The 21,592-nt window shown below is 70.7% G+C and carries 22 protein-coding genes; 18 read left to right on the top strand and 4 right to left on the bottom strand.

Going from position 1 to position 21,592, the window contains the following annotated elements; translation table 11 throughout:
- The first annotated feature begins 60 nt into the window (after positions 1-60).
- The 15 genes from OG219_RS11180 (at position 61) to OG219_RS11110 (ending at position 16,902) form a co-directional block, all read left to right on the top strand.
- A complete protein-coding gene (locus OG219_RS11180) occupies positions 61-1,728 on the top strand; it encodes a CTP synthase (RefSeq protein WP_266825428.1) in 1,668 nt (555 codons plus the stop codon).
- A 127-nt stretch (positions 1,729-1,855) separates the two neighbouring features.
- Positions 1,856-2,482 carry an NUDIX hydrolase gene (locus OG219_RS11175; protein WP_266825425.1) on the top strand — a complete coding sequence of 209 codons (627 nt, stop codon included), beginning with the start codon at positions 1,856-1,858 and terminating at the stop codon, positions 2,480-2,482.
- A gap of 182 nt (positions 2,483-2,664) precedes the next feature.
- Positions 2,665-4,746 carry a tetratricopeptide repeat protein gene (locus OG219_RS11170; protein ID WP_266825423.1) on the top strand — a complete coding sequence of 694 codons (2,082 nt, stop codon included), beginning with the start codon at positions 2,665-2,667 and terminating at the stop codon, positions 4,744-4,746.
- A 172-nt stretch (positions 4,747-4,918) separates the two neighbouring features.
- On the top strand, positions 4,919-6,034 hold the full coding sequence (gene ald / locus OG219_RS11165) for an alanine dehydrogenase (RefSeq protein ID WP_266836060.1): 1,116 nt from the start codon (positions 4,919-4,921) through the stop codon (positions 6,032-6,034).
- 389 nt (positions 6,035-6,423) lie between these two features.
- The gene (locus tag OG219_RS11160; RefSeq protein ID WP_266825421.1) at positions 6,424-7,551 is read left to right on the top strand and encodes a ParA family protein; all 1,128 of its coding nucleotides are present in this window, start codon (positions 6,424-6,426) and stop codon (positions 7,549-7,551) included.
- Positions 7,536-8,111 (top strand): hypothetical protein, encoded by a 576-nt coding sequence (locus OG219_RS11155; RefSeq protein WP_266825419.1) that lies wholly within the window; start codon positions 7,536-7,538, stop codon positions 8,109-8,111. The genes OG219_RS11160 and OG219_RS11155 overlap by 16 nt, the downstream gene beginning before the upstream one ends.
- A gap of 19 nt (positions 8,112-8,130) precedes the next feature.
- Positions 8,131-9,210 carry a ScpA family protein gene (locus OG219_RS11150; protein ID WP_266825417.1) on the top strand — a complete coding sequence of 360 codons (1,080 nt, stop codon included), beginning with the start codon at positions 8,131-8,133 and terminating at the stop codon, positions 9,208-9,210.
- Positions 9,207-9,863, top strand: coding sequence for an SMC-Scp complex subunit ScpB (scpB, locus tag OG219_RS11145; protein WP_266825415.1), 657 nt, complete (start codon positions 9,207-9,209; stop codon positions 9,861-9,863). The genes OG219_RS11150 and scpB overlap by 4 nt, the downstream gene beginning before the upstream one ends.
- Positions 9,863-11,107 (top strand): pseudouridine synthase, encoded by a 1,245-nt coding sequence (locus tag OG219_RS11140; protein WP_266825413.1) that lies wholly within the window; start codon positions 9,863-9,865, stop codon positions 11,105-11,107. Before scpB ends, OG219_RS11140 begins: the two co-directional genes overlap by 1 nt.
- 109 nt (positions 11,108-11,216) lie before the next feature.
- Positions 11,217-12,176: a sigma-70 family RNA polymerase sigma factor gene (locus tag OG219_RS11135; protein ID WP_266825411.1), complete on the top strand. Its 960-nt coding sequence runs from the start codon at positions 11,217-11,219 to the stop codon at positions 12,174-12,176.
- A complete protein-coding gene (locus tag OG219_RS11130; protein ID WP_266825409.1) occupies positions 12,173-12,781 on the top strand; it encodes a TIGR03086 family metal-binding protein in 609 nt (202 codons plus the stop codon). The genes OG219_RS11135 and OG219_RS11130 overlap by 4 nt, the downstream gene beginning before the upstream one ends.
- Before the next feature lie 31 nt (positions 12,782-12,812).
- Positions 12,813-14,249 (top strand): MFS transporter, encoded by a 1,437-nt coding sequence (locus OG219_RS11125; RefSeq protein WP_266825407.1) that lies wholly within the window; start codon positions 12,813-12,815, stop codon positions 14,247-14,249.
- A gap of 80 nt (positions 14,250-14,329) precedes the next feature.
- On the top strand, positions 14,330-15,088 hold the full coding sequence (locus tag OG219_RS11120; protein ID WP_266825405.1) for an NUDIX domain-containing protein: 759 nt from the start codon (positions 14,330-14,332) through the stop codon (positions 15,086-15,088).
- Positions 15,085-16,107, top strand: coding sequence for an ADP-ribosylglycohydrolase family protein (locus OG219_RS11115; RefSeq protein ID WP_266825403.1), 1,023 nt, complete (start codon positions 15,085-15,087; stop codon positions 16,105-16,107). Before OG219_RS11120 ends, OG219_RS11115 begins: the two co-directional genes overlap by 4 nt.
- 3 nt (positions 16,108-16,110) lie before the next feature.
- Positions 16,111-16,902, top strand: a complete 792-nt coding sequence (locus OG219_RS11110; protein WP_266825401.1) for a nucleotidyltransferase domain-containing protein — start codon at positions 16,111-16,113, stop codon at positions 16,900-16,902.
- Here OG219_RS11110 and OG219_RS11105 read toward each other — a convergent pair.
- From OG219_RS11105 to OG219_RS11090, 4 genes are read right to left on the bottom strand one after another with little or no spacing between them, the layout of a single operon-like run.
- Positions 16,786-17,571, bottom strand: coding sequence for a nucleotidyltransferase domain-containing protein (locus OG219_RS11105; RefSeq protein WP_266825399.1), 786 nt, complete (start codon positions 17,569-17,571; stop codon positions 16,786-16,788). The two genes, OG219_RS11110 and OG219_RS11105, sit on opposite strands and share 117 nt — an antisense overlap.
- A 22-nt stretch (positions 17,572-17,593) precedes the next feature.
- A complete protein-coding gene (locus OG219_RS11100; protein ID WP_266825397.1) occupies positions 17,594-18,004 on the bottom strand; it encodes a Rieske (2Fe-2S) protein in 411 nt (136 codons plus the stop codon).
- A complete protein-coding gene (locus OG219_RS11095; protein WP_266825395.1) occupies positions 18,001-18,585 on the bottom strand; it encodes a DUF6529 family protein in 585 nt (194 codons plus the stop codon). The genes OG219_RS11100 and OG219_RS11095 overlap by 4 nt, the downstream gene beginning before the upstream one ends.
- A 46-nt stretch (positions 18,586-18,631) precedes the next feature.
- Positions 18,632-19,315 (bottom strand): hypothetical protein, encoded by a 684-nt coding sequence (locus OG219_RS11090; RefSeq protein WP_266836059.1) that lies wholly within the window; start codon positions 19,313-19,315, stop codon positions 18,632-18,634.
- A gap of 187 nt (positions 19,316-19,502) precedes the next feature.
- Here OG219_RS11090 and OG219_RS11085 point away from each other — a divergent pair, with 187 nt between their 5' ends.
- The 3 genes from OG219_RS11085 to OG219_RS11075 all read left to right on the top strand — a co-directional run bounded on the left by OG219_RS11085 (position 19,503) and on the right by OG219_RS11075 (position 21,497).
- The gene (locus tag OG219_RS11085) at positions 19,503-19,934 is read left to right on the top strand and encodes a YidB family protein (RefSeq protein ID WP_266825393.1); all 432 of its coding nucleotides are present in this window, start codon (positions 19,503-19,505) and stop codon (positions 19,932-19,934) included.
- 118 nt (positions 19,935-20,052) lie between these two features.
- Positions 20,053-20,415 (top strand): chorismate mutase, encoded by a 363-nt coding sequence (aroH, locus tag OG219_RS11080; protein WP_266825391.1) that lies wholly within the window; start codon positions 20,053-20,055, stop codon positions 20,413-20,415.
- The gene (locus OG219_RS11075) at positions 20,412-21,497 is read left to right on the top strand and encodes a prephenate dehydrogenase (protein WP_266825389.1); all 1,086 of its coding nucleotides are present in this window, start codon (positions 20,412-20,414) and stop codon (positions 21,495-21,497) included. Before aroH ends, OG219_RS11075 begins: the two co-directional genes overlap by 4 nt.
- The last annotated feature ends 95 nt before the right edge of the window (positions 21,498-21,592 follow it).

The raw sequence follows: 21,592 nt of genomic DNA, 5'->3' as shown, positions 1-21,592 counted from the left end.
TCTCCGGACACCATGCCGGCACGCACCCCAGACCGCGACCACGGGAGCCCCCTCTTGGCCATGACGCCCGCTGCTTTTCGAAACCATGCAGCCACGACGACAAAGCACATCTTCGTCACCGGGGGTGTCGCCTCCTCCCTCGGCAAGGGCCTCACGGCCTCGAGTCTGGGTGCACTGCTGAAGGCGCGCGGCCTGCGGGTCACCATGCAGAAGCTCGACCCGTACCTGAACGTGGACCCGGGCACCATGAACCCCTTCCAGCACGGTGAGGTGTTCGTCACCAACGACGGCGCCGAGACCGACCTCGACATCGGACACTACGAGCGCTTCCTCGACGTCGACTTGGACGGCTCCGCCAATGTCACTACAGGCCAGGTGTACTCGACGGTCATCGCCAAGGAGCGGCGCGGCGAGTACTTGGGCGACACCGTGCAGGTCATCCCGCACATCACCAACGAGATCAAGCACCGCATTCGCCGTATGGCCACCGATGACGTCGACGTAGTCATCACGGAGGTCGGCGGCACGGTCGGCGACATCGAGTCCCTGCCGTTCCTGGAGACGGTCCGCCAGGTCCGTCACGAGGTCGGCCGCGACAATGTGTTCGTCGTCCACATCTCGCTCCTCCCGTACATCGGCCCCTCCGGGGAGCTGAAGACGAAGCCGACCCAGCACTCGGTTGCGGCCCTGCGCAACATCGGTATCCAGCCGGACGCGATCGTGCTGCGCGCCGACCGCGACGTCCCCACCGCGATCAAGCGCAAGATCTCGTTGATGTGCGACGTCGACGAGGCGGCCGTGGTCGCGTGCATCGACGCCAAGTCGATCTACGACATCCCGAAGGTGCTGCACACCGAGGGCCTGGACGCATACGTCGTCCGCAAGCTGGACCTCCCGTTCCGCGACGTGGACTGGACGGCCTGGGACGACCTGCTCGACCGTGTGCACAACCCGCTCCACGAGATCAACATGGCGCTCGTCGGCAAGTACATCGACCTGCCCGACGCCTACCTCTCGGTGACCGAGGCGCTGCGCGCCGGCGGCTTCGCCAACAAGGCCCGCGTGAAGATCAAGTGGGTCACCTCGGACGACTGCAAGACCCCGGCGGGCGCGGCCAAGCAGCTCGGCGACGTCGACGCGATCTGCATCCCCGGCGGCTTCGGTGACCGCGGCGTGTCCGGCAAGGTCGGCGCCATCCAGTACGCCCGCGAGAACAAGATCCCGCTGCTGGGCCTCTGTCTCGGCCTGCAGTGCATCGTGATCGAGGCCGCCCGCAACCTGGCCGACATCGCGGACGCCAACTCCACCGAGTTCGACTCCGGCACCGCCCACCCGGTCATCTCCACCATGGCCGAGCAGCTCGACATCGTCGCGGGCGAGGGCGACATGGGCGGCACCATGCGCCTGGGCATGTACCCGGCGAAGCTCGCCGAGGGCTCCATCGCGCGTGAGGTGTACGACGGCAAGGAGTACGTCGAGGAGCGCCACCGTCACCGCTACGAGGTGAACAACGCCTACCGCGCCGAGCTGGAGAAGAAGGCCGGTCTGCAGTTCTCCGGAACCTCGCCGGACGGCAAGCTCGTCGAGTACGTCGAGTACCCGCGCGACGTCCACCCGTACCTGGTCGCGACCCAGGCGCACCCCGAGCTGCGCTCGCGTCCGACCCGCCCGCACCCGCTCTTCGCGGGCCTGGTCAAGGCCGCGGTGGCACGCAAGACGGGCAAGTGACGCAAGGGTTGTACGGTGGCCGGGGTGTGTGCCTTTCGAGGCGCGCACCCCGTTTTCCGTTGCGGGTACAGGTAACGGTTTCTTGTGCGGGGCCGGCTTCTTTTTTGCACGTGTGGGAGGACAGGGCATGACCATCAAGGACACCGCCGAGGAGTGGGAGATCAGGGCGAGTGAGACCCCCTTCGTCGGCAACAAGACCTCGGTCCGCACGGACGACGTGGTCATGCCCGACGGATCGGTCGTCCGCCGCGACTACCAGGTCCACCCCGGCTCCGTGGCCATCGTCGCCCTCGACGACCAGGACCGCGTCCTGGTGCTGCGCCAGTACCGCCACCCCGTCCGCCACAAGCTCTGGGAGGTCCCGGCCGGACTCCTTGACATCCCAGGCGAGAATCCTCTGCACGCCGCCCAGCGCGAGCTCTACGAAGAGGCCCACATCAAGGCCGAGAACTGGCGTGTCCTGACCGACGCCTACACCACGCCCGGCGGCTGCGACGAGGCTGTCCGCATCTTCCTGGCCCGCGACCTCTCCGAGGCCGAGGGACAGCGCTTCGAGGTCGAGGACGAAGAGGCCGACATGGAGCTGGCCCGGGTCTCCGTCGACGAGCTCGTACGGGGCGTACTCGCCGGAGAGCTGCACAACAACTGCCTCGTCGTCGGCGTACTTTCGCTGGTCGCCGCGCGGCACGGCGGCGGCCTCGACGCGCTGCGCCCGGCGGAGGCGCCGTGGCCGGCGCGGCCCTTCGAGGTCTGACGGCCTGCCGGCGCCCGCCTGACACCCGTCTGACGCAGACAGTCCTACGATCGCCTGATCCGATCGGGGGATGTACCCGCCGCGCTCCGCACGGATCGTCGCAGAGCGTGAACTAGGCTCTGAAAACGCCCCGTCCGGAAACCCGGCGGGTTTGCGCGTGCAGTGGGACGGGAGTGTGGCCCGTGACGGATCAGGCGGTGGACAACGGCGGCACGAAGGTGTCGGCAGAGGGGCAGCGCCCGGCTGCCGAGTCCGCTCCTACGGAGAGTCAGTTCCTGGGTCGTACAAGAGAGTTGAAGGAACTCCGGGCCGACATCGAGCGCGCGGGCCTGGACACCATCTCGGGCCGCAAGGCGCCACGCGCGCGCGTGCTGCTCATCGCGGGCAAGCCCGGCTCGGGCCGCACAGCGCTCGCCGAGGAGCTCGCGGAGCAGGTCGCCGAGAGTTACCCCGACGGTGTGCTGCGGGCCAAGCTCACCGAACCCGACGGCACCCCGGTCCCCACCGAGCGCACCGCACGGGAGCTGCTCACCGCCCTGGAGCGCCCCACGCAGCCCGGGGCGGGCGCCGAGGACCTCGGCGAGTCGCTGCGCGAGGCACTCGCCGTCCGCCGCGTCCTGCTCGTCCTCGACGACGCGGCCGACGCCGAGCAGGTCGACGCCCTGCTCCCGGACACGCCGGAGTGTCTGGTCGTCGCCGTCTCCGGCGGGCCGCTGACCGGCATCGCGGACGTCCGCCCCTGCACCCTCGGCGGCCTGGACACCAAGTCCGCCCTCGACCTGCTCGGCCGCTTCACCGGCTCGGTGCGCATCACCGTCGACCCGTTCGCCGCCGAGGGCCTGGTCGAGCTGTGCGCGGGCCAGCCCGCCGCCCTGGTGCTCGCCGGCGGCTGGCTCGCGACGCGCCCCCAGGCGGCTGTCGCCGACCTCGCCAAGCAGCTGCGCTCCGACGGTGAGGAGGGCTCGCCGCTGGCCCGCGTCTTCCGGCTCACGTACGCCTCGCTGCCCAGCGCCGCCGCGCGGATACTGCGACTGCTCTCCCTCGCCCCGGCCGGTCTCGTCGACCCGCACACCGCGTCCGCGCTCGCGGGCTGCTCGGTCAACGCCGCCCGCACCACACTGGACGACTTCGCCGCGCTCGGCCTCCTGCGGCCCGTGGAGTCGCCGCTGCCGCAGTACGAGGTGCCGGGCTGCCTGCTGCCGCTGCTGCACGCCCTCACCGAGACCCATGACCGCCCCGCCGAGCTCCAGCTGGCCCGCGCCCGGATGCTGGAGCGGACCGTACGGCTGCTGGTGTCCTGCCGCGCCATCACCGAGACCGACAGCTCGCCGGCCCGCGAGAAACTCGCCGGGATGCCCCGCGCCCTGCGGTTCCCGAACCCCCGGGCCGCCGCCGACTGGCTGCGCATCCGGCAGCCCGCGCTGCTCGCCTCGGCCCGCCTCGCGGTCGCCGACGGCGAGCTGGACACGCTGGCCCGCCGCCTCATGGCCGCGCTGGTGCGGGCGATGGTCGCGCATGTCGGTACGCAGGCGGCGGCGCCCGAGCTGTACGGCATCCACCGGCTGGTCCTGGACGTCGCCGAGCGCCGGAAACTGCCCCGCGAGAAGGCCGCGGCCCTGTTGAACCTCGCGGATCTGGACGCGCAGACGGGTCGTACGGCGGACGCCCTGGTCCGCTACCGGGCCGCCCTCGACGCCGGACGCGAGGCGAACGACCCGTATGCGACCGGCCGCGCGATGGAATCCGTAGGCGGCGCCCACCAGGAGCTCGGGGACTACGACCGGGCGGCCGACTGGTACGGGCGGGCGCTCGCCGACCGGCTCGCCCGCGACGAGCGCGTGGACGCCGCCCGGCTGTACGGCCGGATCGCCACCGCGCACACCTACGCGGGCCGCTACGGCGAGGCGCTGCGCAACTGGCGGGCCGCCGTCGCCGGGCACCGCAAGAACGGCGATGTGGCAGCCCAGGCAAGGGCGTTGAGCGAGATGGCACGTGTCCAGGAGTACGCCGGGCGGCCCGAGGAGTCGCTGCGCACCTGCCAGGAGGCGGCCGAGTGGGCGCGCCGTGCCGACGACGTACGACTGCAGGCCGCGCTGCAGCTCAGGCTGGCCGACACGCTGGACCGGCTCGGCGACCCGGCGGCGGCCCGGCTGCACCGGGGTGCGGCCGAGCGCATGCTGGGTGATGAGCTCCCGGAGAGCGCATCGGCCAGGGAACAAGACGCTAACGCCTGCGAAATCCGTAGTACATCCGAAGAAGATTGATGCATTGAAAGGCTAGACAGAGGGAATCCCTTCATTAGACTGGCTCCGCCGCGTTCTTTCGTGGTGTCTCCCGTTGTGCTGCCGTACGTCGGGTATGACATGCAATGCCCCGGCTCGCATCGCCTCGGCATGCACAGCCCCAGAACCCTCTGAGCCAAGGACCGTGATCGACGTGAAGGTCGGCATCCCCCGCGAGGTCAAGAACAACGAGTTCCGGGTGGCCATCACCCCCGCCGGCGTGCACGAGCTGGTGCGCCACGGCCACCAGGTGCTCATCGAGAAGAACGCCGGCGTCGGCTCCTCGATCACGGACGACGAGTTCGTCGCCGCCGGTGCGCGGATCATCGCCACCGCCGACGAGGTCTGGGCCACCGCCGACCTGCTGCTCAAGGTCAAGGAGCCCATCGCGGAGGAGTACCACCGCCTCCGCAAGGACCAGACGCTCTTCACGTACCTGCACCTGGCGGCCTCCAAGGAGTGCACGGACGCGCTCGTCGAGTCCGGCACCACGGCGATCGCATACGAGACGGTCGAGCTGCCCAGCCGCGCGCTGCCGCTGCTCGCCCCGATGTCGGAGGTCGCGGGCCGCCTCGCCCCGCAGGTCGGCGCCTACCACCTGATGCGCTCGGTCGGCGGCCGTGGCGTGCTCCCCGGTGGTGTCCCCGGCACGCAGCCCGCGCGGGCCGTCGTCATCGGCGGCGGGGTCTCCGGCTGGAACGCGACGCAGATCGCCGTCGGCATGGGCTTCCATGTCACGCTGCTCGACCGCGACATCAACAAGCTGCGCGAGGCGGACAAGGTCTTCGGCACCAAGGTCCGGGCGATCATGTCCAACTCCTTCGAGCTGGAGAAGGCAGTGCTGGACGCCGACCTCGTCATCGGCGCCGTCCTCATCCCGGGCGCCAAGGCGCCGAAGCTCGTCACCAACGAACTTGTTTCGCGAATGAAGCCGGGAAGTGTTCTTGTCGACATCGCGATCGACCAGGGTGGCTGCTTCGAGGACTCGCGTCCGACCACCCACGCCGAGCCGACCTTCCCGGTCCACAACTCGGTCTTCTACTGCGTCGCCAACATGCCCGGCGCCGTGCCCAACACGTCGACCTACGCGCTCACCAACGCCACGCTCCCGTACATCGTGGAGCTCGCGAACCGCGGCTGGGCCGAGGCGCTGCGTCGTGACCCGGCGCTCGCCATGGGTCTCAACACCCATGACGGCAAGGTGGTTTACCGCGAGGTCGCGGAGGCGCACGGCCTCGAACACGTCGAGCTCGAGTCCCTGCTCGGTTAAGTCATCAACGGGTAAAAAGGCGATACGTCAACACGCGTCGTCAACACCGCACACCCGGCCGGACCTTGCCCGACAAGGTCCGGCCGGGTGTGTGTCGGGTCACTTTGTGACACTCGTTCAACTCGCCGCGAACGTAACTCTTTAACCGATTCGTACACCGGTGAAACCTGCCGTGCGACGGCCTTACGCCCTTGACAGAGGGGTGTTCGGTTACCGACACATCGGGTCGGGTCCGGCGGATTGTGTTGCTGCGGACCGGTGACACGCCATAGAGTCGCCAACCGTCGGCATGGTGCCACGCTGACCTATCGAGAAGTTTCCTGGTCACCAAGGAGGTAAGACGACTTGTGAATGAGTCGACATTTACTCCCGGGGGTGGTCAACCAGGAATGCCGACGCGGGGCCAGGGCCCCACGGGGCTCGAGGCTGTCGGCTCCGTCGCTGTCCGCACCTTCGCAGCCCAGAAGAGTCCCCGGATGACTCAGACAGCACACCCGAGCATGGATGGCCATCACGTGAACGCCATGGCCGGCAACGGAAGTGGCGAGAACCGCACCCACTTCGCCGACTACGACGAACTGCCCGAGGGGCACTTCTACGACCCCGACGCCGAGTACGAGCCCGATCCCGAGTACGCGGCCACGCTCGCGCCCGACGCGGCCCGTCAGCGCCGTGAGCGCGTCGGTCCGACCGGGCGCCCGCTGCCGTACTTCCCGATCCCGGGCCCGCTGACCGACCACGGCCCCGCGACGATCATCGCGATGTGCAACCAGAAGGGCGGCGTCGGCAAGACCACGTCGACCATCAACCTGGGTGCCGCGCTCGCGGAGTACGGACGCCGGGTCCTGCTCGTCGACTTCGACCCGCAGGGCGCGCTCTCGGTCGGTCTCGGCGTCAACCCGATGGAGCTCGACCTCACGGTCTACAACCTGCTCATGGAGCGGGGCATGGTGGCCGACGACGTGCTCCTGAAGACGGCGGTCCCGAACATGGACCTGCTGCCCAGCAACATCGACCTGTCCGCCGCCGAAGTGCAGTTGGTGAGCGAGGTCGCGCGCGAGTCCACACTCCAGCGCGCCCTGAAGCCGCTGATGGCCGACTACGACTACATCGTGATCGACTGCCAGCCCTCGCTCGGCCTGCTCACCGTCAACGCGCTGACGGCCGCTCACAAGGTGATAGTGCCGTTGGAGTGCGAGTTCTTCGCACTGCGCGGTGTCGCGCTGCTCACCGAGACCATCGAGAAGGTCCAGGAGCGGCTCAACCCCGAGCTGGAGCTCGACGGCATCCTCGCCACGATGTACGACTCCCGCACGGTGCACAGCCGTGAGGTGCTCGCGCGCGTGGTCGAGGCCTTCGACGAGCACGTCTACCACACGGTCATCGGGCGCACGGTGCGCTTCCCGGAGACCACCGTCGCCGGAGAGCCGATCACCACGTACGCCTCCAACTCCGTAGGTGCCGCCGCTTATCGTCAGCTCGCCAGGGAGGTGCTCGCCCGGTGTCACGCCGAGTGAGTCTGCCGGGGGCCGACGAACTGTTCCGTACCACCGGGGGAATGGCGCTCCAGTCGTCCTCGCCCTCGCGCCGGACCAACGGCGAGGCCCGGGTGCCGGCACCCGCGGGCGAGAGCGACGCGGCGGCCGCCGGGGAGGACGCACCGCAGTCGGTGCCCGTCCAGGGCGGTGACGGTGAGGGCGACGAACATGTCGCGGCCGACTCCGGCTCGGGGGGCTCCCGCAGCCGGGGTGCGGCTCCGGAGCGCTCGGGGCCAGGTCAGGCGGCGCAGGAAGGTTCTGCCGCCGGGCAGTCCTCGCGCAAGCGCGGGCGGGGCCAGGGGCAGGGACAGGGGCGTCGGCAGCCCAGTGGCCGGGAGCGCCACGACGAGAAGATCACCGTGTACGTCTCCGCCGAGGAGCTCATCGATCTCGAGCACGCCCGTCTGGTGCTCCGGGGCGAACACGGGCTCGCGGTCGACCGTGGGCGGATCGTCCGTGAGGCGGTCGCCGTCGTCCTCGCCGATCTCGAATCCCGTGGGGACGCGAGCATTCTCGTACGACGGCTTCGTGGGCGGTAGGAGGTAGCCTGCGAGCGCTATGCCCTCGTACGACGCTTCCGTCCCGTCCGCCGGCCCTGGTGCCGGTCGTCGGCGTGTTCTGGGGCAGGGTCCTGGGACGCCCTCGGCTCCGGTCGAGGAAACACTCCCGGCTCCGGTCGAGGAACCGGTGGTGCCTCCTGTGGAGGCCGAGCCGGAGCCGCTCGCTCCTGTCGAGCCCACGCCGGAGCCGGCACCCGAGCCCGAGGCAGAAACCGGGGCTCCCGCTGAGGACGAGGCTCCCGCAGAGCCCGACGACGGTGTCTTCAAGGTGCGGCTCGCGAACTTCGAGGGGCCCTTCGACCTGCTGCTTCAGCTGATCTCGAAGCACAAGATGGACGTCACGGAAGTGGCGCTGTCGCGCGTCACCGACGAGTTCATGGCGCACATCAGGGCGATGGGGCCGGACTGGGATCTGGACCAGACGACCGAGTTCCTCGTCGTCGCCGCCACGCTGCTCGATCTCAAGGCGGCACGGCTGCTGCCGTCGGCCGAGGTCGAGGACGAGGCGGACCTGGCGCTCCTGGAGGCGCGGGACCTGCTCTTCGCGAGGCTGCTGCAGTACCGCGCGTACAAGCAGATCGCGGACATCCTCCAGGCCCGGCTGGAGGAGGAGGCCCGCCGCTACCCCCGTACCGTCGGTCTGGAGGACCATCACGCCGAGCTGCTTCCCGAAGTGGTCATCAGCATCGGCGCCGAGGGGTTCGCCAAGCTCGCCGTGAAGGCGATGCAGCCCAGGCCCAAGCCGCAGGTGTACGTCGATCACATCCACGCGCCGCTGGTCAGTGTGCAGGAGCAGGCGGGGATCGTGGTGGCGCGGCTGAAGGAGCTGGGGGCGGCCAGTTTCCGCGACCTCGTCGACGACACCGACGACACCCTGACCGTCGTGGCCCGCTTTCTCGCCCTCCTCGAGCTGTACCGCGAGAAGGCCGTGGAGCTGGACCAGGAAGAAGCCCTCGGGGAGCTCGTCGTGCGCTGGACCGGTGGGGACAGTGACGAGCAGCCGAGGGTGACGGACGAGTTCGACCGGCCGCCCGAGGTGCCCAAGCCCGAGGTGCCCAAGGAGGAGAAGAAGGCGTGAGCGAGGACACCACCGAGATCCCGGAGGGGCCGCGCACCGTCGCCGACCTCGATCTCAAGCCCGCCCTGGAGGCCGTACTCATGGTCGTGGACGAACCCGCGACCGTGGAGCACCTCTCGAAGATCCTCGAGCGGCCGAAGCGGCGGATCGCGGCTGCTCTGCGCGAGCTGGCCGACGAGTACACCGTCCAGGGACGGGGCTTCGAGCTGCGGCTCATTGCCGGGGGCTGGCGGTTCTACTCACGGCCCGAGTACGCGGCGGCCGTCGAACGCTTCGTCCTGGACGGGCAGCAGGCCCGGCTCACCCAGGCGGCCCTGGAGACCCTGGCGGTCGTCGCGTACCGTCAGCCGGTCAGCCGATCCAGGGTCTCCGCGGTCCGCGGAGTGAACTGCGACGGCGTGATGCGGACCCTCCTGCAGCGCGGTCTGGTCGAGGAGGCGGGCACGGAACCCGAAACAGGTGCGATCCTGTACAGGACGACGAACTACTTCCTGGAGCGAATGGGCCTGCGCGGCCTGGACGAGCTCCCGGAGCTCGCGCCCTTCCTCCCAGAGGCGGACGCGATCGAAGCCGAGACGCTGGAAGGGGTCCCGTCGTTCGATCCGGATGCACCGGATGCAGATGCAGACGACACGACGACGACGGAACTTTGATGCGAAGCAGTGGCAGCGGTAGTGGCAGGAACAGCGGCGGGCGCGGCAACCCCCGCGGGACCGGTGGGGGCGGCAACGCCCGCGGGTCCGGCGGCGGTGGCGGCGGTCCGCGCGGGAGCGGTGGGGGCGGCGGTCCCCGCGGTTCCGGCGGCGGCGGTGGCCCCCGCGGTTCCGGCGGTGGCGGCAACCCCAGGACCGCCGGTGGCGGCGGTGGCGGCGGTGGCTCCCAGCCGAGGAGCGCGGGAGGGCGCGACGACAAGCCGAAGCGCGCCGGCAAGCCCCGTCCCGAGGAGCGCCGCTACGACGTAGGCCCTTCGGCGACCCACGAGGGCCCGAAGTCCGGTCGCGGCAACGCGGCCCGCGGCGGCGCCAAGGGCGGCCCGAAGCAGAGCCAGCAGCGCGGCGGCCGTACGGAGCCCGCGCGCTCCCGCGAGTTCGAGACGCGGGCCGAGGAGCGCAACCGCGACCGGTACGCGGGCAGGCCGGAGATCAAGACGCCCAAGACCCACCCCGGGGCCGAGGAGGAGGGCGAGCGCCTGCAGAAGGTGCTCGCGCGCGCCGGCTACGGCTCGCGGCGTGCCTGCGAGGAGCTGGTCGAGCAGTCGCGGGTCGAGGTCAACGGCGAGATCGTCCTGGAACAGGGCATGCGCGTCGACCCCGAGAAGGACGAGATCAAGGTCGACGGGCTGACCGTCGCCACGCAGTCGTACCAGTTCTTCTCGCTGAACAAGCCCGCCGGTGTCGTCTCGACCATGGAGGACACCGAGGGCCGTCAGTGCCTCGGCGACTACGTGACGAACCGCGAGACGCGGCTCTTCCACGTCGGACGGCTCGACACCGAGACCGAGGGCGTCATCCTGCTCACCAACCACGGTGAACTGGCGCACCGCCTGACCCACCCCAAGTACGGCGTGAAGAAGGTCTACCTCGCGCACATCGTGGGCCCGATCCCGCGCGACCTGGGCAAGCAGCTCAAGAACGGCATCCAGCTGGAGGACGGTTACGCGAAGGCGGACCACTTCCGCGTCGTCGAGCAGACCGGCAAGAACTACCTGGTCGAGGTGACCCTGCACGAGGGCCGCAAGCACATCGTGCGCCGCATGCTCGCGGAGGCCGGCTTCCCGGTCGACAAGCTGGTGCGCGTCTCCTTCGGCCCGATCACCCTCGGCGACCAGAAGTCGGGCTGGCTGCGCCGCCTGTCGAACACCGAGGTCGGGATGCTCATGCAAGAGGTCGACCTCTAGGGCCTCTAGGGGTGACCGCCGTTTCGGCCGGTTCCGGGATTGCCCCGGGACCGGCCGATGCGTTTTCGGCTCCCCGCCGGTCTGTACCGGTGAGCGAAGGGAGCGCGCGATGGGCGCCACGACGGAGCGCGAGGAGTTCGTACGGCTGACCGGCCCGTACCGGCGGGAGCTGCTCGCGCACTGCTACCGGATGCTCGGGTCGGTCGACGACGCCGAGGACCTGGTGCAGGAGACGTATCTGCGGGCCTGGCGGTCGTACGAGGGGTACGAGGGCCGGGCGTCCTTGCGGACCTGGCTGCATCGGATCGCCACGAATACGTGTCTGACGGCTCTGGAGGGCCGTGTGCGCCGTCCGCTGCCCTCCGGGCTCGGCGGGCCGGGAGACGCGCCTGAGGGGCCTCTGAGGGCCCCTGTGACGGATGTCCCGTGGCTGCAGCCGCTGCCGGACGCGCTCGTGGACCCGGCGACCGTCGTGGCGGCGCGGGGGAGTCTGCGGCTCGCACTCGTCGCCGCGCTGCAGAACCTGCCGGCGCGGCAGCGGGCCGTGCTGATCCTCCGGGACGTGCTGGCCTGGCGGGCGCCCGAGGTCGCCGCACTGCTCGGGACCTCCACGGCGGCGGTCAAAAGCAGCCTCCAACGCGCGCGTGCCCGGCTCGACGAGTTGGCGCCCGACGAGGAACTCGTCACCGAACCCGACGGCCCCGAGGACCGCGAGCTGCTCGACCGCTACATGGCCGCCTTCGAACACGCCGACATGGACGCGCTCTTGGGGCTCCTCCAGGACGGCGTCGAGCTTGAAATGCCCCCCTACCCGGACTGGTTCAGCGGCAAGAAGGACGTGATGCGCTTCCTGGGGACGCGGGTCGGCTACGCGGGGCGCCTGCGGATGGTGCCCACGCGGGCCAACGGGCAGCCGGCGGTGGGGGCGTACGCGCGTGGCGAGGACGGGGTGCACCGGGCGCACTCCGTGCAGGTTCTCGACGTGAGCGGTGCGGGCATCACCAGGATCACCGCCTTCTTCGACACCGGGCTGTTCGAGCACTTCGGGCTGTCCCAGGTGCTCTCGTGAACTCCGGGGAGCTGCTGGAGCGGTCGCTGGCGTATGCGCTGGGGAGCGTCGCCGTCGTGGTGCCGGGGAGCCTCGGGCGGGCCACGCCGTGTGCCGGGTGGGACCTGGGGGAGCTGCTCCGGCATCTGGACGACTCGGTGGAGGCGCTCTACGAAGGCGTCGCCGCAGGGCGTGTCGGGCTGTGTCCCTCGCCGGCCGCCGCCGATCCCGTGTGTGCCTTCCGGGAGCGGGCGTGCGCACTGCTCGGCGCCTGGGCGGTGATGTCGGGCGAGGTGCCGTCGGCCGAGCCTTCCGTGGGTGTGGGGGACCGGTCGCTGGATCTCGGGCTCCTGGCGGCCGTCGGCGCCGTCGAGATCGCCGTACACGGATGGGACGTGGCGCAGGCGTGCGGGCGGTCGCGGCCGATTCCGCCGGCCCTCGCCGCCGAACTGCTCCCCGTGGCGCGGTGGTCCGTGGCGGACGCCGACCGGGGTGTGCGCTTCGCCGAACCGGTCGGCGCGCCGTCGTCCTGGCCACGGCCCGAGGACCGGCTGCTGGCCTTCCTGGGGCGGCGTCCGAGCCCGCCGCGATTCCTTTCCGGACCGGGCCCGGTCTGCCTTCCGTGAGTGATCCCCCGACCTCACGAAAGGAACCGTCATGGCTGACACCCTGCGTGTCCCGGTCCGCGAACCAGCCGCCGGTGCCGCTCCGCCACGGCGGGTGTGGACCGTCGTTCTGGCCGCGCTCGGAGCGCTGCTCTGCTCCCTCGACGTGGTGGTCGTCGTCACCGCGCTGCCCACCCTGCGGGCCGAATTCGGGGCGAGCCTGTCCGAACTGGAGTGGACGCTCAACGCGTACAACCTGGTCTTCGCCTGTCTCACTCTGACCGGCGCCGCGCTCGGCGACCGGTTCGGGCGGCGGCGCATGTACGTCGTCGGGCTGGCCGTCTTCACCCTGGCCTCGGCGATGGCCGCGCTCGCCGGCGGCCCGGGCCAGCTCATCGCCGCCCGCGTGGTCCAGGGCGCAGGAGCGGCCGTCCTGCTGCCGCTCACGCTGACCCTGATCAGTGAGGCGTTCCCGGCCGAGAAACGGGGCGTGGCGATCGGCGTGTGGGGCGGCGTGACCGGACTCGGGGTCGCCTCGGGGCCCGTGCTCGGCGGCGCCGTCACCGAGGGCCTGTCCTGGCAGTGGATCTTCTGGCTGAACGTGCTGCTCGGGCTCGCGATGCTTCCCCTGGCCACCGTCAAACTCCGCGAGAGCTACGGTCCCCGTCCCCAACTCGACGCCGTGGGCCTGCTGTTGGCGGCCGCAGGCCTGACCGGGCTGGCCTGGGCGCCGGTACGGGCGCCCGAGGCGGGCTGGGGGAGTGCCGAAGTGCTGGGCGCGCTGGCCGTCGGAGTCGTGTTCCTGACGGCCTTCCTCGGCTGGGAGCGGCAGCGGGCGCGGTACCCGATGCTGCCGGTCGCGTACTTCAGGCGGCGCGGCTTCTCCACCGCCAACGGCACGATCTTCCTGATGTTCATGTCGCTGCTCGGCTCGATCTTCATGATCACGCAGCTCTTCCAGCTCGGCCTGGGCAATTCTCCGCTGGAGGCGGGCGTCCGGATCCTCGTGTGGACCGGTATGCCGCTGGCCGTCTCGCCGCTCGCGGGCGCGCTTGCCGACCGGTTCGGGAACCGGCCCTTCATGCTGACCGGCCTGGTCCTCCAGGCGGTCGGACTCGGGCTGCTGGCGCGGCAGATCGAGCCCGGCGTCGGCTACGGCAGCCTGGTCGTGCCGCTGATCCTCGCCGGCATCGGCATCTCCCTGGCCTTCCCCACCATCGCGAACGCCGTGACCTCGTCGGTGCCGCCCGGCGGCGCGGGCGTGGCGGCCGGCGTCAACAGCGCGCTGCGCGCACTGGGCGGCGTTTTCGGAGTAGCCGTCGCCGCGGCCGTGTTCAGCCGGTACGGGGGCTACGGCTCGGCGGAGGCTTTCGTCGAGGGGTGCGGGCCCGCGCTGTGGGTGTCGGCAGGGGCCGCTGCGGCGGGAGCGGCGGTGGCGGCGTTCGCACCCTCCCGACCCGCCAACAAGGCCTCGAAGCAGCCCAGTTAAAGGGTTGTGTGAGCCCGCCCACCTCCTTATAGTCGTAATGACTATTAGTCGTTCTGACTATAAATAGGGGGTGGGTGGGCGTGCTCGCACGGGAAGGCCGCGCGCCTGGCGGGAACGCACCCGAGGGCTACGACAAGTACGCGTTCGAGCCCTTCGCCGTCACCGTCGACCTCGCCGTCCTGACCGTCCGTGCGGGCGTGCTCCAGGTGCTGCTCGTCGAGCGCGGGCAGGAACCGTACATGGGCCGCTGGGCGCTCCCCGGCGGCTTCGTGCTGCCGCACGAGTCCGCGGAGGCGGCGGCCCGGCGCGAACTCGCCGAGGAGACCGGCCTGTCGGACATCTCCGGGCTCCACCTCGAACAGCTGAGGACGTACAGCGAACCCCGCCGCGACCCCAGGATGCGCGTCGTCTCCGTCGCCTTCGCCGCGCTGCTCGCGGACCCTCCCGAGCCGCACGGCGGCGGTGACGCGGCGCAGGCCCAATGGCTGCGCTACAACGCGCTCGGTCCGCTCGCCTTCGACCACGACCGGATCCTCGCCGACGCCCACGACCGCATCGGCTCCAAGCTCGAGTACAGCTGTCTCGCCACGTCCTTCTGCCCGCCCGAGTTCACCCTCGGAGAGCTGCAGCAGGTGTACGAGACCGTGTGGGGCACCGCGCTCGACCGGCCCAACTTCCGGCGCAAGGTCCTCGCCACGCCGGGCTTCGTCGACCCGGTCCCTGGTGCCGCACGCCTCACCGGAGGCCGCGGCAAACCCGCCGCGCTGTACCGCGCGGGCGGCGCCAAGACCCTGCACCCACCCCTGCTGCGTCCCACCCAGGAAGGACGACCCACATGACCACCACGACGCTCGCTAAACGTGCCGCCACCGGATCCCTGCTCGGCCTCGCCCTCGGCGACGCTCTCGGGTTCCCGACCGAGTTCAACTCCGTGCCCGCGATCCTCGCCAAGTGCGGCCCCTGGCGCGAGATGGACCTGCCCAGGCCCGCGATCGTCACCGACGACACCCAGATGACGCTGGCGCTGGCACGCGGACTGCGGACGGCCATGGACCGCGGCCTGCTCGGCCCGCTGCGGATGGAGCGGCCGGTGCGCGAGGAGTTCGTGGACTGGTACCAGTCGCCCGAGAACAACCGCGCGCCCGGCCGCACCTGCCTCGTCGCCTGCAACCTCCTGAAGAACGAGAAGCGGCCCTGGCAGGAGGCCAGCCAGATCGGCTCCAAGGGCTGCGGCGCCAACATGCGCGTGGCGCCCGTCGGACTCGTACGCGGGCTGAGCGAGGAACAGCGCGCGGGCGCCGCGCAGTTGCAGGCCGCCCTCACCCACGGGCACCCCACGGCGCTCGCCGCCGCCGACCTCACGGCACACGCGATCTGGCTCCTCGCGAACGGCACCGAGCCGATGGGACTGGTCGGCCGGCTGCGGTCGTACGCGTACGAGAACCGTCACCACTACCACTCGCGCTGGCTCGGCGACCTGTGGACCCGCGGCCAGGACCCCACGCCGGAGCACTTCATCGGGCGCGGCTGGGACGAGTGCCTGGAGATCCTCGACCACCTCCGGCACGCCGTGCGCACGGTCTCGCCCGAGTCCGACCCGTGCCTCGCCACCGGCGGGGGCTGGGTCGCCGAAGAGGCGCTCGCCACCGGCCTGTTGTGCTTCCTGCTGTTCGTCGACGAGCCCCTCACCGCCGTACGCCGGGCCGCCTGCACCTCCGGCGATTCCGACTCCATCGCCTGCCTCACGGGCGCCTTCGCGGGCGCCTACCACGGCTCGGACGCCTGGCCGACGTCCTGGGCCGACCGCATCGAGTACCAAGGCGACCTCATGTCGCTGGGAGCGCTCTGGGACGCTTGAGGGATGACCGACCTCCTCGACATCGACCTCAAGGCGGTGGTGTCCGAGCAGCCCGATCCCGTGCTGTTCGCCACCGTCTCCGGAGCACACCTCTACGGCTTCCCGTCCCGCGACTCGGACGTCGATCTGCGGGGCGTCCACCTCCTGCCGGCGGCCGAACTGGTCGGGCTGCGCGAGCCGGAGGAGACCCGCTCCCGGATGTGGGACCGGGACGGCGTCGAGATGGACCTGGTCACCCACGACCTGCGCAAGTTCGTACGGCTGATGCTGCGCCGCAACGGCTATGTGCTGGAGCAGCTGCTCTCCCCGCTCGTCGTGCACACCACCGACGCCCACCGGGAACTGGCGGCTCTCGCCCCCGGCGTCCTCACCCGTCATCACGCCCACCACTACATGGGGTTCGCGACCACGCAGTGGCGGCTCTTCGAGAAGACCGGCGAACTCAAGCCGCTGCTCTACACGTTCCGCGTGCTGCTCACCGGCATTCATCTGATGCGCAGTGGCGAGGTACAGGCCGATCTTCGCGCGCTGATCGGGGAGACCGGGGCTCCCGCCTATCTGCCGGACCTCATCGCCGCGAAGGCGGAGCGGGAGCACGGGGCCGCGGACGTCCGCCACGCGCGCGTGGAGGCCGATGTGGAGCGGCTGCGCATTCTGCTGGACGAGGCGCAGGGCCTGTCAGCGCTGCCCGAGGCTCCGTCCGCGTACGACGCCCTGCACGCGTTCGTCGTCCGGGTCCGACTGGAGGGTCTCCGAGGCGGTCCGGAAGGTTTCAGGGGTCGACCGGAGGGCTGAGGCTCGGCGGGTGCGGACGAGGAAGTCCTCGACGCGGGAGTGGTCCGGCTCGGCGGGGAGGGGACTGCGGTCGGCCGCATCGTCCGACTCCATCGCCAGGCGCGTCATCCACGTCTCAACCCGCGGCCACGGAACCTCGCCCCGCTTCACCGCCAGCAGCGGTGCGCGCTGATCGCCCACGTCGATCGTCAGCTCGCCCGTGAGCAGCAGATCGCGGGCGCTCATCAGAAGCCGAAGCAGATGCATGGCGTGCTTCCAGCGGGGGGCGCCGTACTGACGTACATCGGCGTCCAGCTTCTTGCGCTGGCCGAGCGCGTAGCGCGTGAACGTCTCGTGGACCCGCAGGGAGAGGAACGCCTCGCGCAGGGCGAGGAGTTCGCGGCCCGTGTCGTCGACGTGCTCCACGACGGGGGAGTGCAGGCACTCCAGGATGTTCGGGTTCGCGCGCAGGGCCAGCTCGCAGAAGCGCTCCAGCTCCCAGCTGAACTGCTCCTCGGCCGGGCCCTCGACATGGGTCGGCGGCTTCTCGAAGCGCCAGAAGAGCGGGGTCGGGGCGAGGAACACGCCCCGGCGGTCCGTGTCGCTGGTGTCCGTGGCCAGGCCGAAGGCGCGCGAACCCATCACGCAGGAGTAGATCGTGTGGTCGCGCACCAGGGCCTGGGGATCCATGTCCGGGAGCGTACGTGCCGCCTCACGCCAGGCTGATCGAATTTCCCTCGACCTTGATCTGCTTCTCGGCCAGCGGCTGGGTCGCGGGCGGGTTGGCCACCGAGCCGTCCTCGATGCTGAACTTGCTGCCGTGGCAGGTGCAGTTGATGGTGCCGTCCGAGACGTTCGCCACCGGGCACTGCTGGTGGGTGCAGATGTTGGTGAAGGCCTTGAACTGGTCCTTCTCCGGCTGGGTCACCACGACCTGCTCGTCCTTGAAGATCTTGCCGCCGCCGACCGGGATGTCGGTCGTCTTGGCCAGTACCTGTCCGGCGGAGGCGGAGGCGGACGAGGAGTCGCCGCTGTCGTCGCCGCCGTACTCACTGCAGCCCGCGACGAGAGCCGCCGCGCCGCTCGCGAGAAGAATCGTGCGCCTCGTCGGGCGATGGGTCATGTCGTCACTCCGAAGGTGCGGAAGAACCAGAGGGCGGACGTCAGCCAGATGACGGTGAGGACGGCGAACACGAGTCCGCCGACGATCGGCAGCAGCCAGCCGGGCAGTCGCTCCGAACGGAGCAGCAGCATCTTGGCACTGAAGGCACCGAAGAAGAAGCAACCCAGGAGAGAGTGCCACAAAACGCGCGATTCGTACGTCTGATAGCCGAGCGCGTACAGACAGTGCACCGCGACCGGCACCGACACCAGGAACGCGATCCGCCCCGACCAACGGTGCAGCACCGCCGACCAGCTCGGCCCCGGCAGCTTCCCGTACACCATGAACGCCGAGACGACCTGGATGAGCGCGAAGGCGAACGCCACCGTCGCCAGCCATGACTTCACGGCGCCCGTGCTGCTGAAGCCGGCGATGTTGAATGCCGTCCCCGCCGGGTCGTGGACCTTGCCGTACACCCCGAGGCCGACCGCCACCGCCCCGGCGACCAGGACCGGGACCAGATAGCGGGCCGGGTGCGGACGGCCGGGTACGGGCTGCGGAGGAGGGAAGGCCTGGGTGGCGGCGTTCGGATCCACGGTCATGAACGGCTCCCTGCACGAGAGGGGGTCGGATGAGGGGAACGAGAGGTCACGGGGTGACGGGCTCGGCGGTGAGCTGCTCCCCGTCGATCGTCACGGCGCCGGTCTCCGGGTCGATGTCGGGCGCCGCCGAGGGCTCGCCGTCGCGGTTGACGATGCCGACCTGATCGCGGCCGTCGCCCTGCAGCACGACCCAGCCGCCGTCGACCAGGGCGCCGCGCACGGTGGCCGTCGCCCGGTAGAGCCCGGACGGCTTGACGGCCTTGTCGGCGGTGAAGCCGTAGCGCTGCCCTTCGAGGTCGACGGTGCCGCGGATCCGCTTGCTCTGGAGCGTGCCGTTCAGCTCGGCGCCGTTCTTGCCGGTGAGCTTCATCGTTCCGTCGTCCTCGATGTCGCCCTTGAGCCAGGACTCCTTGTCGTGGCCGTCGCAGAAGTACGCGATCGCCTTGCCGTCGCGCACGGAGACCGCGACCGCCGAGGAGTCGTCGTCGGTACGGCCCGCGTAGTCGGCGTTGGGCGGCGCGCTCTTCGACGGAGTCGGCGACGCGGTGGTCTTCGTGGGTGACGGGCTCGGCGTCGCGCTCGACTTGGGGCTCGGCGAGGTGGACGCGGCGGGCGCCTCCACTTGGGACGACGAGGCGCTCTTCGTCCCCGTCGTCGCGTTGAGCGACAGCAGGAACAGGCCGAGCACCAGTCCCGCGAGAAGGGTGAGAACGGGTCCTGGACGCTTCATACGGGCCATACGGGCCTCCCCCGAGGCGAGTCTCCCGCTATGAGAGCGGATCCACGCCCCGGCGTCCAGAGGCGCACGGGTGTGTTCTCACTACAAGTGGCAGAATAGGGCGATTCACGTGACATTGGCAGGGTCTCAGGCCGGGCGGTGACCTGCTCCCGGCCGCACTCGAAAGGCGTGACCAACCATGGCGGGTAACGATCTCGGCAGCCTGCTCGGCGGTCTCCTCGGCGGCGGCCAGGGCGGTGCGTCGGGCGGTTCCGGCGCGGGCATCCTGGGGGCGCTGCTCCAGTCCCTGGCCGGCGGCTCGGGGAGCGGTTCGGGCAGTGGCGGCAACCCCCTGGGCGGACTCCTGGAGATGCTCACCAGATCCGGGCTCACCGAGCAGAAGGACTCCTGGGTCGGCACCGGCCGGAACCAGTCCGTGACCGGCGCCCAGATCCAGCAGGCGCTGCCCGACGAGACCCTCAAGCAGGTCGCCGAACAGGCCGGCGTCACCCCCGACCAGGCCGCGACGTCGATCGCCGAGACCCTGCCCCAGGCGGTGGACAAGCTGTCCCCGAACGGCGAGCTGCCGTCCGCCTCCCTCGAAGACCTCATCAAGGCGCAGCAGGTCTGACGCCCTGTGCCGCGTGCGCGGCTGCCGTCTCGTCAGGCGGGCGCCGCGCACCGGCGCGTTGCGGGCTGACTACGCTGGTGTGACAAGACGTGTACGTACATCAGCAAGGAGCATCACCGTGGCGGTACGAGCGGTCCGGGGCGCCGTCCAACTGGAACGGGACGAGGCCGGCCACATGGACGAGCAGGTCAGCGAGCTGCTCACCGCCGTCCTGGAGCGGAACGGCCTCACCACGGACGACCTGATCAGCATCTGGTTCACCGCGACGCCCGATCTGCACAGCGACTTCCCGGCGGCCGCCGCGCGCAAGCTCGGCATCGTCGACGTACCGCTGATCTGCGCGCAGGAGCTGGAGATCGAGGGCGCGATGCCCCGAGTCGTACGACTCCTCGCGCACATCGAGTCCGACAAGCCGCGCGCCGACATCGCGCACGTCTACCTGGGCGCCGCGGGCGCACTCCGCAAGGACATCGCCCAGTGAGAACCGCCCTCGTCATCGGAACCGGACTGATCGGCACCTCCGCCGCCCTGGCCCTCGTGGGCCGCGGCGTCGTGGTCCACCTCACCGACCACGACCCCGAGCAGGCCCGTACGGCTGCCGCGCTCGGCGCCGGCACGGACGAGGCGCCCGAGGGGCCCGTCGACCTCGCGATCGTGGCCGCACCGCCCGCGCACGTGGCCGCCACGCTCGCGGACGCCATGCGGCGCGGCGTCGCGCGCGGCTACCTCGACGTGGCGAGCGTCAAGGGCGGCCCGCGCCGGGAGCTGGAGGCACTCGGCCTCGACCTGTCCTCGTACATCGGCTCGCATCCCATGTCGGGCCGCGAGAAGTCGGGTCCGCTGGCCGCCACCGGGGACCTCTTCGAGGGGCGCCCGTGGGTCCTGACGCCCACCCGGGACACGGACACCGAGGTGCTCAACCTCGCCCTCGAACTCGTCTCGCACTGCCGTGCCGTACCGGTCGTCATGGACGCGGACGCCCACGACCGGGCCGTCGCGCTGGTCTCCCACATGCCGCACCTGTTGTCCAGCATGGTCGCCGCGCGCCTGGAGCACGCCGAGGAGGCCGCCGTACGCCTCTGCGGCCAGGGCATCCGTGACGTGACCCGTATCGCGGCCTCCGACCCCGGGATGTGGATCGACATCCTGTCCGCGAACCCCGGCCCGGTCGCCGACCTCCTCTCGGACGTCTCCGCCGACCTCGACGAGACGGTCCAGGCCCTGCGTGCCCTCCAGTCCTCCGACGAGGCCAAGCGGCGCGAGGGCGCCACCGGCATCGAGGACGTCCTGCGCCGAGGGAACGCCGGCCAGGTCCGCGTTCCCGGCAAGCACGGCTCGGCGCCGCGCGACTACGAGGTCGTGGCCGTCCTCATCGACGACCAGCCCGGTCAGCTCGCCCGCATCTTCGCGGACGCCGGGATGGCGGGGGTCAACATCGAGGACGTACGCATCGAGCACGCGACCGGGCAGCAGGCGGGTCTGGTGCAGCTGATGGTGGAGCCGAAGGCTGCGCCGGTGCTGAGTGCCGCGCTGCGGGAGCGGGGCTGGGCGCTGCGGCAGTAGCCCCCGCGCGACAGCTCGCTCGTGATGGCCCCTGGAAGGGCCAGTAAGCCGGGGTCCGTGGAGCCAGTAACCTTGTGCGGGGCGCGCTCGTGTCC

The sequence above is a fragment of the Streptomyces sp. NBC_00038 genome (assembly GCF_026343635.1).
GTDB lineage: Bacteria > Actinomycetota > Actinomycetes > Streptomycetales > Streptomycetaceae > Streptomyces.
Note: the sequence above shows the minus strand (reverse complement) of the source record. Positions and strands in the feature narration are given on the sequence as shown.

Coding starts and splice junctions, on each gene's coding strand:
- OG219_RS11110 (WP_266825401.1), top strand. CDS start 16,111: ATGACCGACCTCCTCGACATCGACCTCAAGGCGGTGGTGTCCGAGCAG.
- OG219_RS11115 (WP_266825403.1), top strand. CDS start 15,085: ATGACCACCACGACGCTCGCTAAACGTGCCGCCACCGGATCCCTGCTC.
- OG219_RS11100 (WP_266825397.1), bottom strand. CDS start 18,004: ATGACCCATCGCCCGACGAGGCGCACGATTCTTCTCGCGAGCGGCGCG.
- OG219_RS11160 (WP_266825421.1), top strand. CDS start 6,424: ATGCCGACGCGGGGCCAGGGCCCCACGGGGCTCGAGGCTGTCGGCTCC.
- OG219_RS11095 (WP_266825395.1), bottom strand. CDS start 18,585: ATGACCGTGGATCCGAACGCCGCCACCCAGGCCTTCCCTCCTCCGCAG.
- OG219_RS11135 (WP_266825411.1), top strand. CDS start 11,217: ATGGGCGCCACGACGGAGCGCGAGGAGTTCGTACGGCTGACCGGCCCG.
- OG219_RS11150 (WP_266825417.1), top strand. CDS start 8,131: ATGCCCTCGTACGACGCTTCCGTCCCGTCCGCCGGCCCTGGTGCCGGT.
- OG219_RS11175 (WP_266825425.1), top strand. CDS start 1,856: ATGACCATCAAGGACACCGCCGAGGAGTGGGAGATCAGGGCGAGTGAG.
- OG219_RS11085 (WP_266825393.1), top strand. CDS start 19,503: ATGGCGGGTAACGATCTCGGCAGCCTGCTCGGCGGTCTCCTCGGCGGC.
- OG219_RS11125 (WP_266825407.1), top strand. CDS start 12,813: ATGGCTGACACCCTGCGTGTCCCGGTCCGCGAACCAGCCGCCGGTGCC.
- OG219_RS11105 (WP_266825399.1), bottom strand. CDS start 17,571: ATGGATCCCCAGGCCCTGGTGCGCGACCACACGATCTACTCCTGCGTG.
- OG219_RS11140 (WP_266825413.1), top strand. CDS start 9,863: ATGCGAAGCAGTGGCAGCGGTAGTGGCAGGAACAGCGGCGGGCGCGGC.
- OG219_RS11180 (WP_266825428.1), top strand. CDS start 61: ATGACGCCCGCTGCTTTTCGAAACCATGCAGCCACGACGACAAAGCAC.
- OG219_RS11090 (WP_266836059.1), bottom strand. CDS start 19,315: ATGAAGCGTCCAGGACCCGTTCTCACCCTTCTCGCGGGACTGGTGCTC.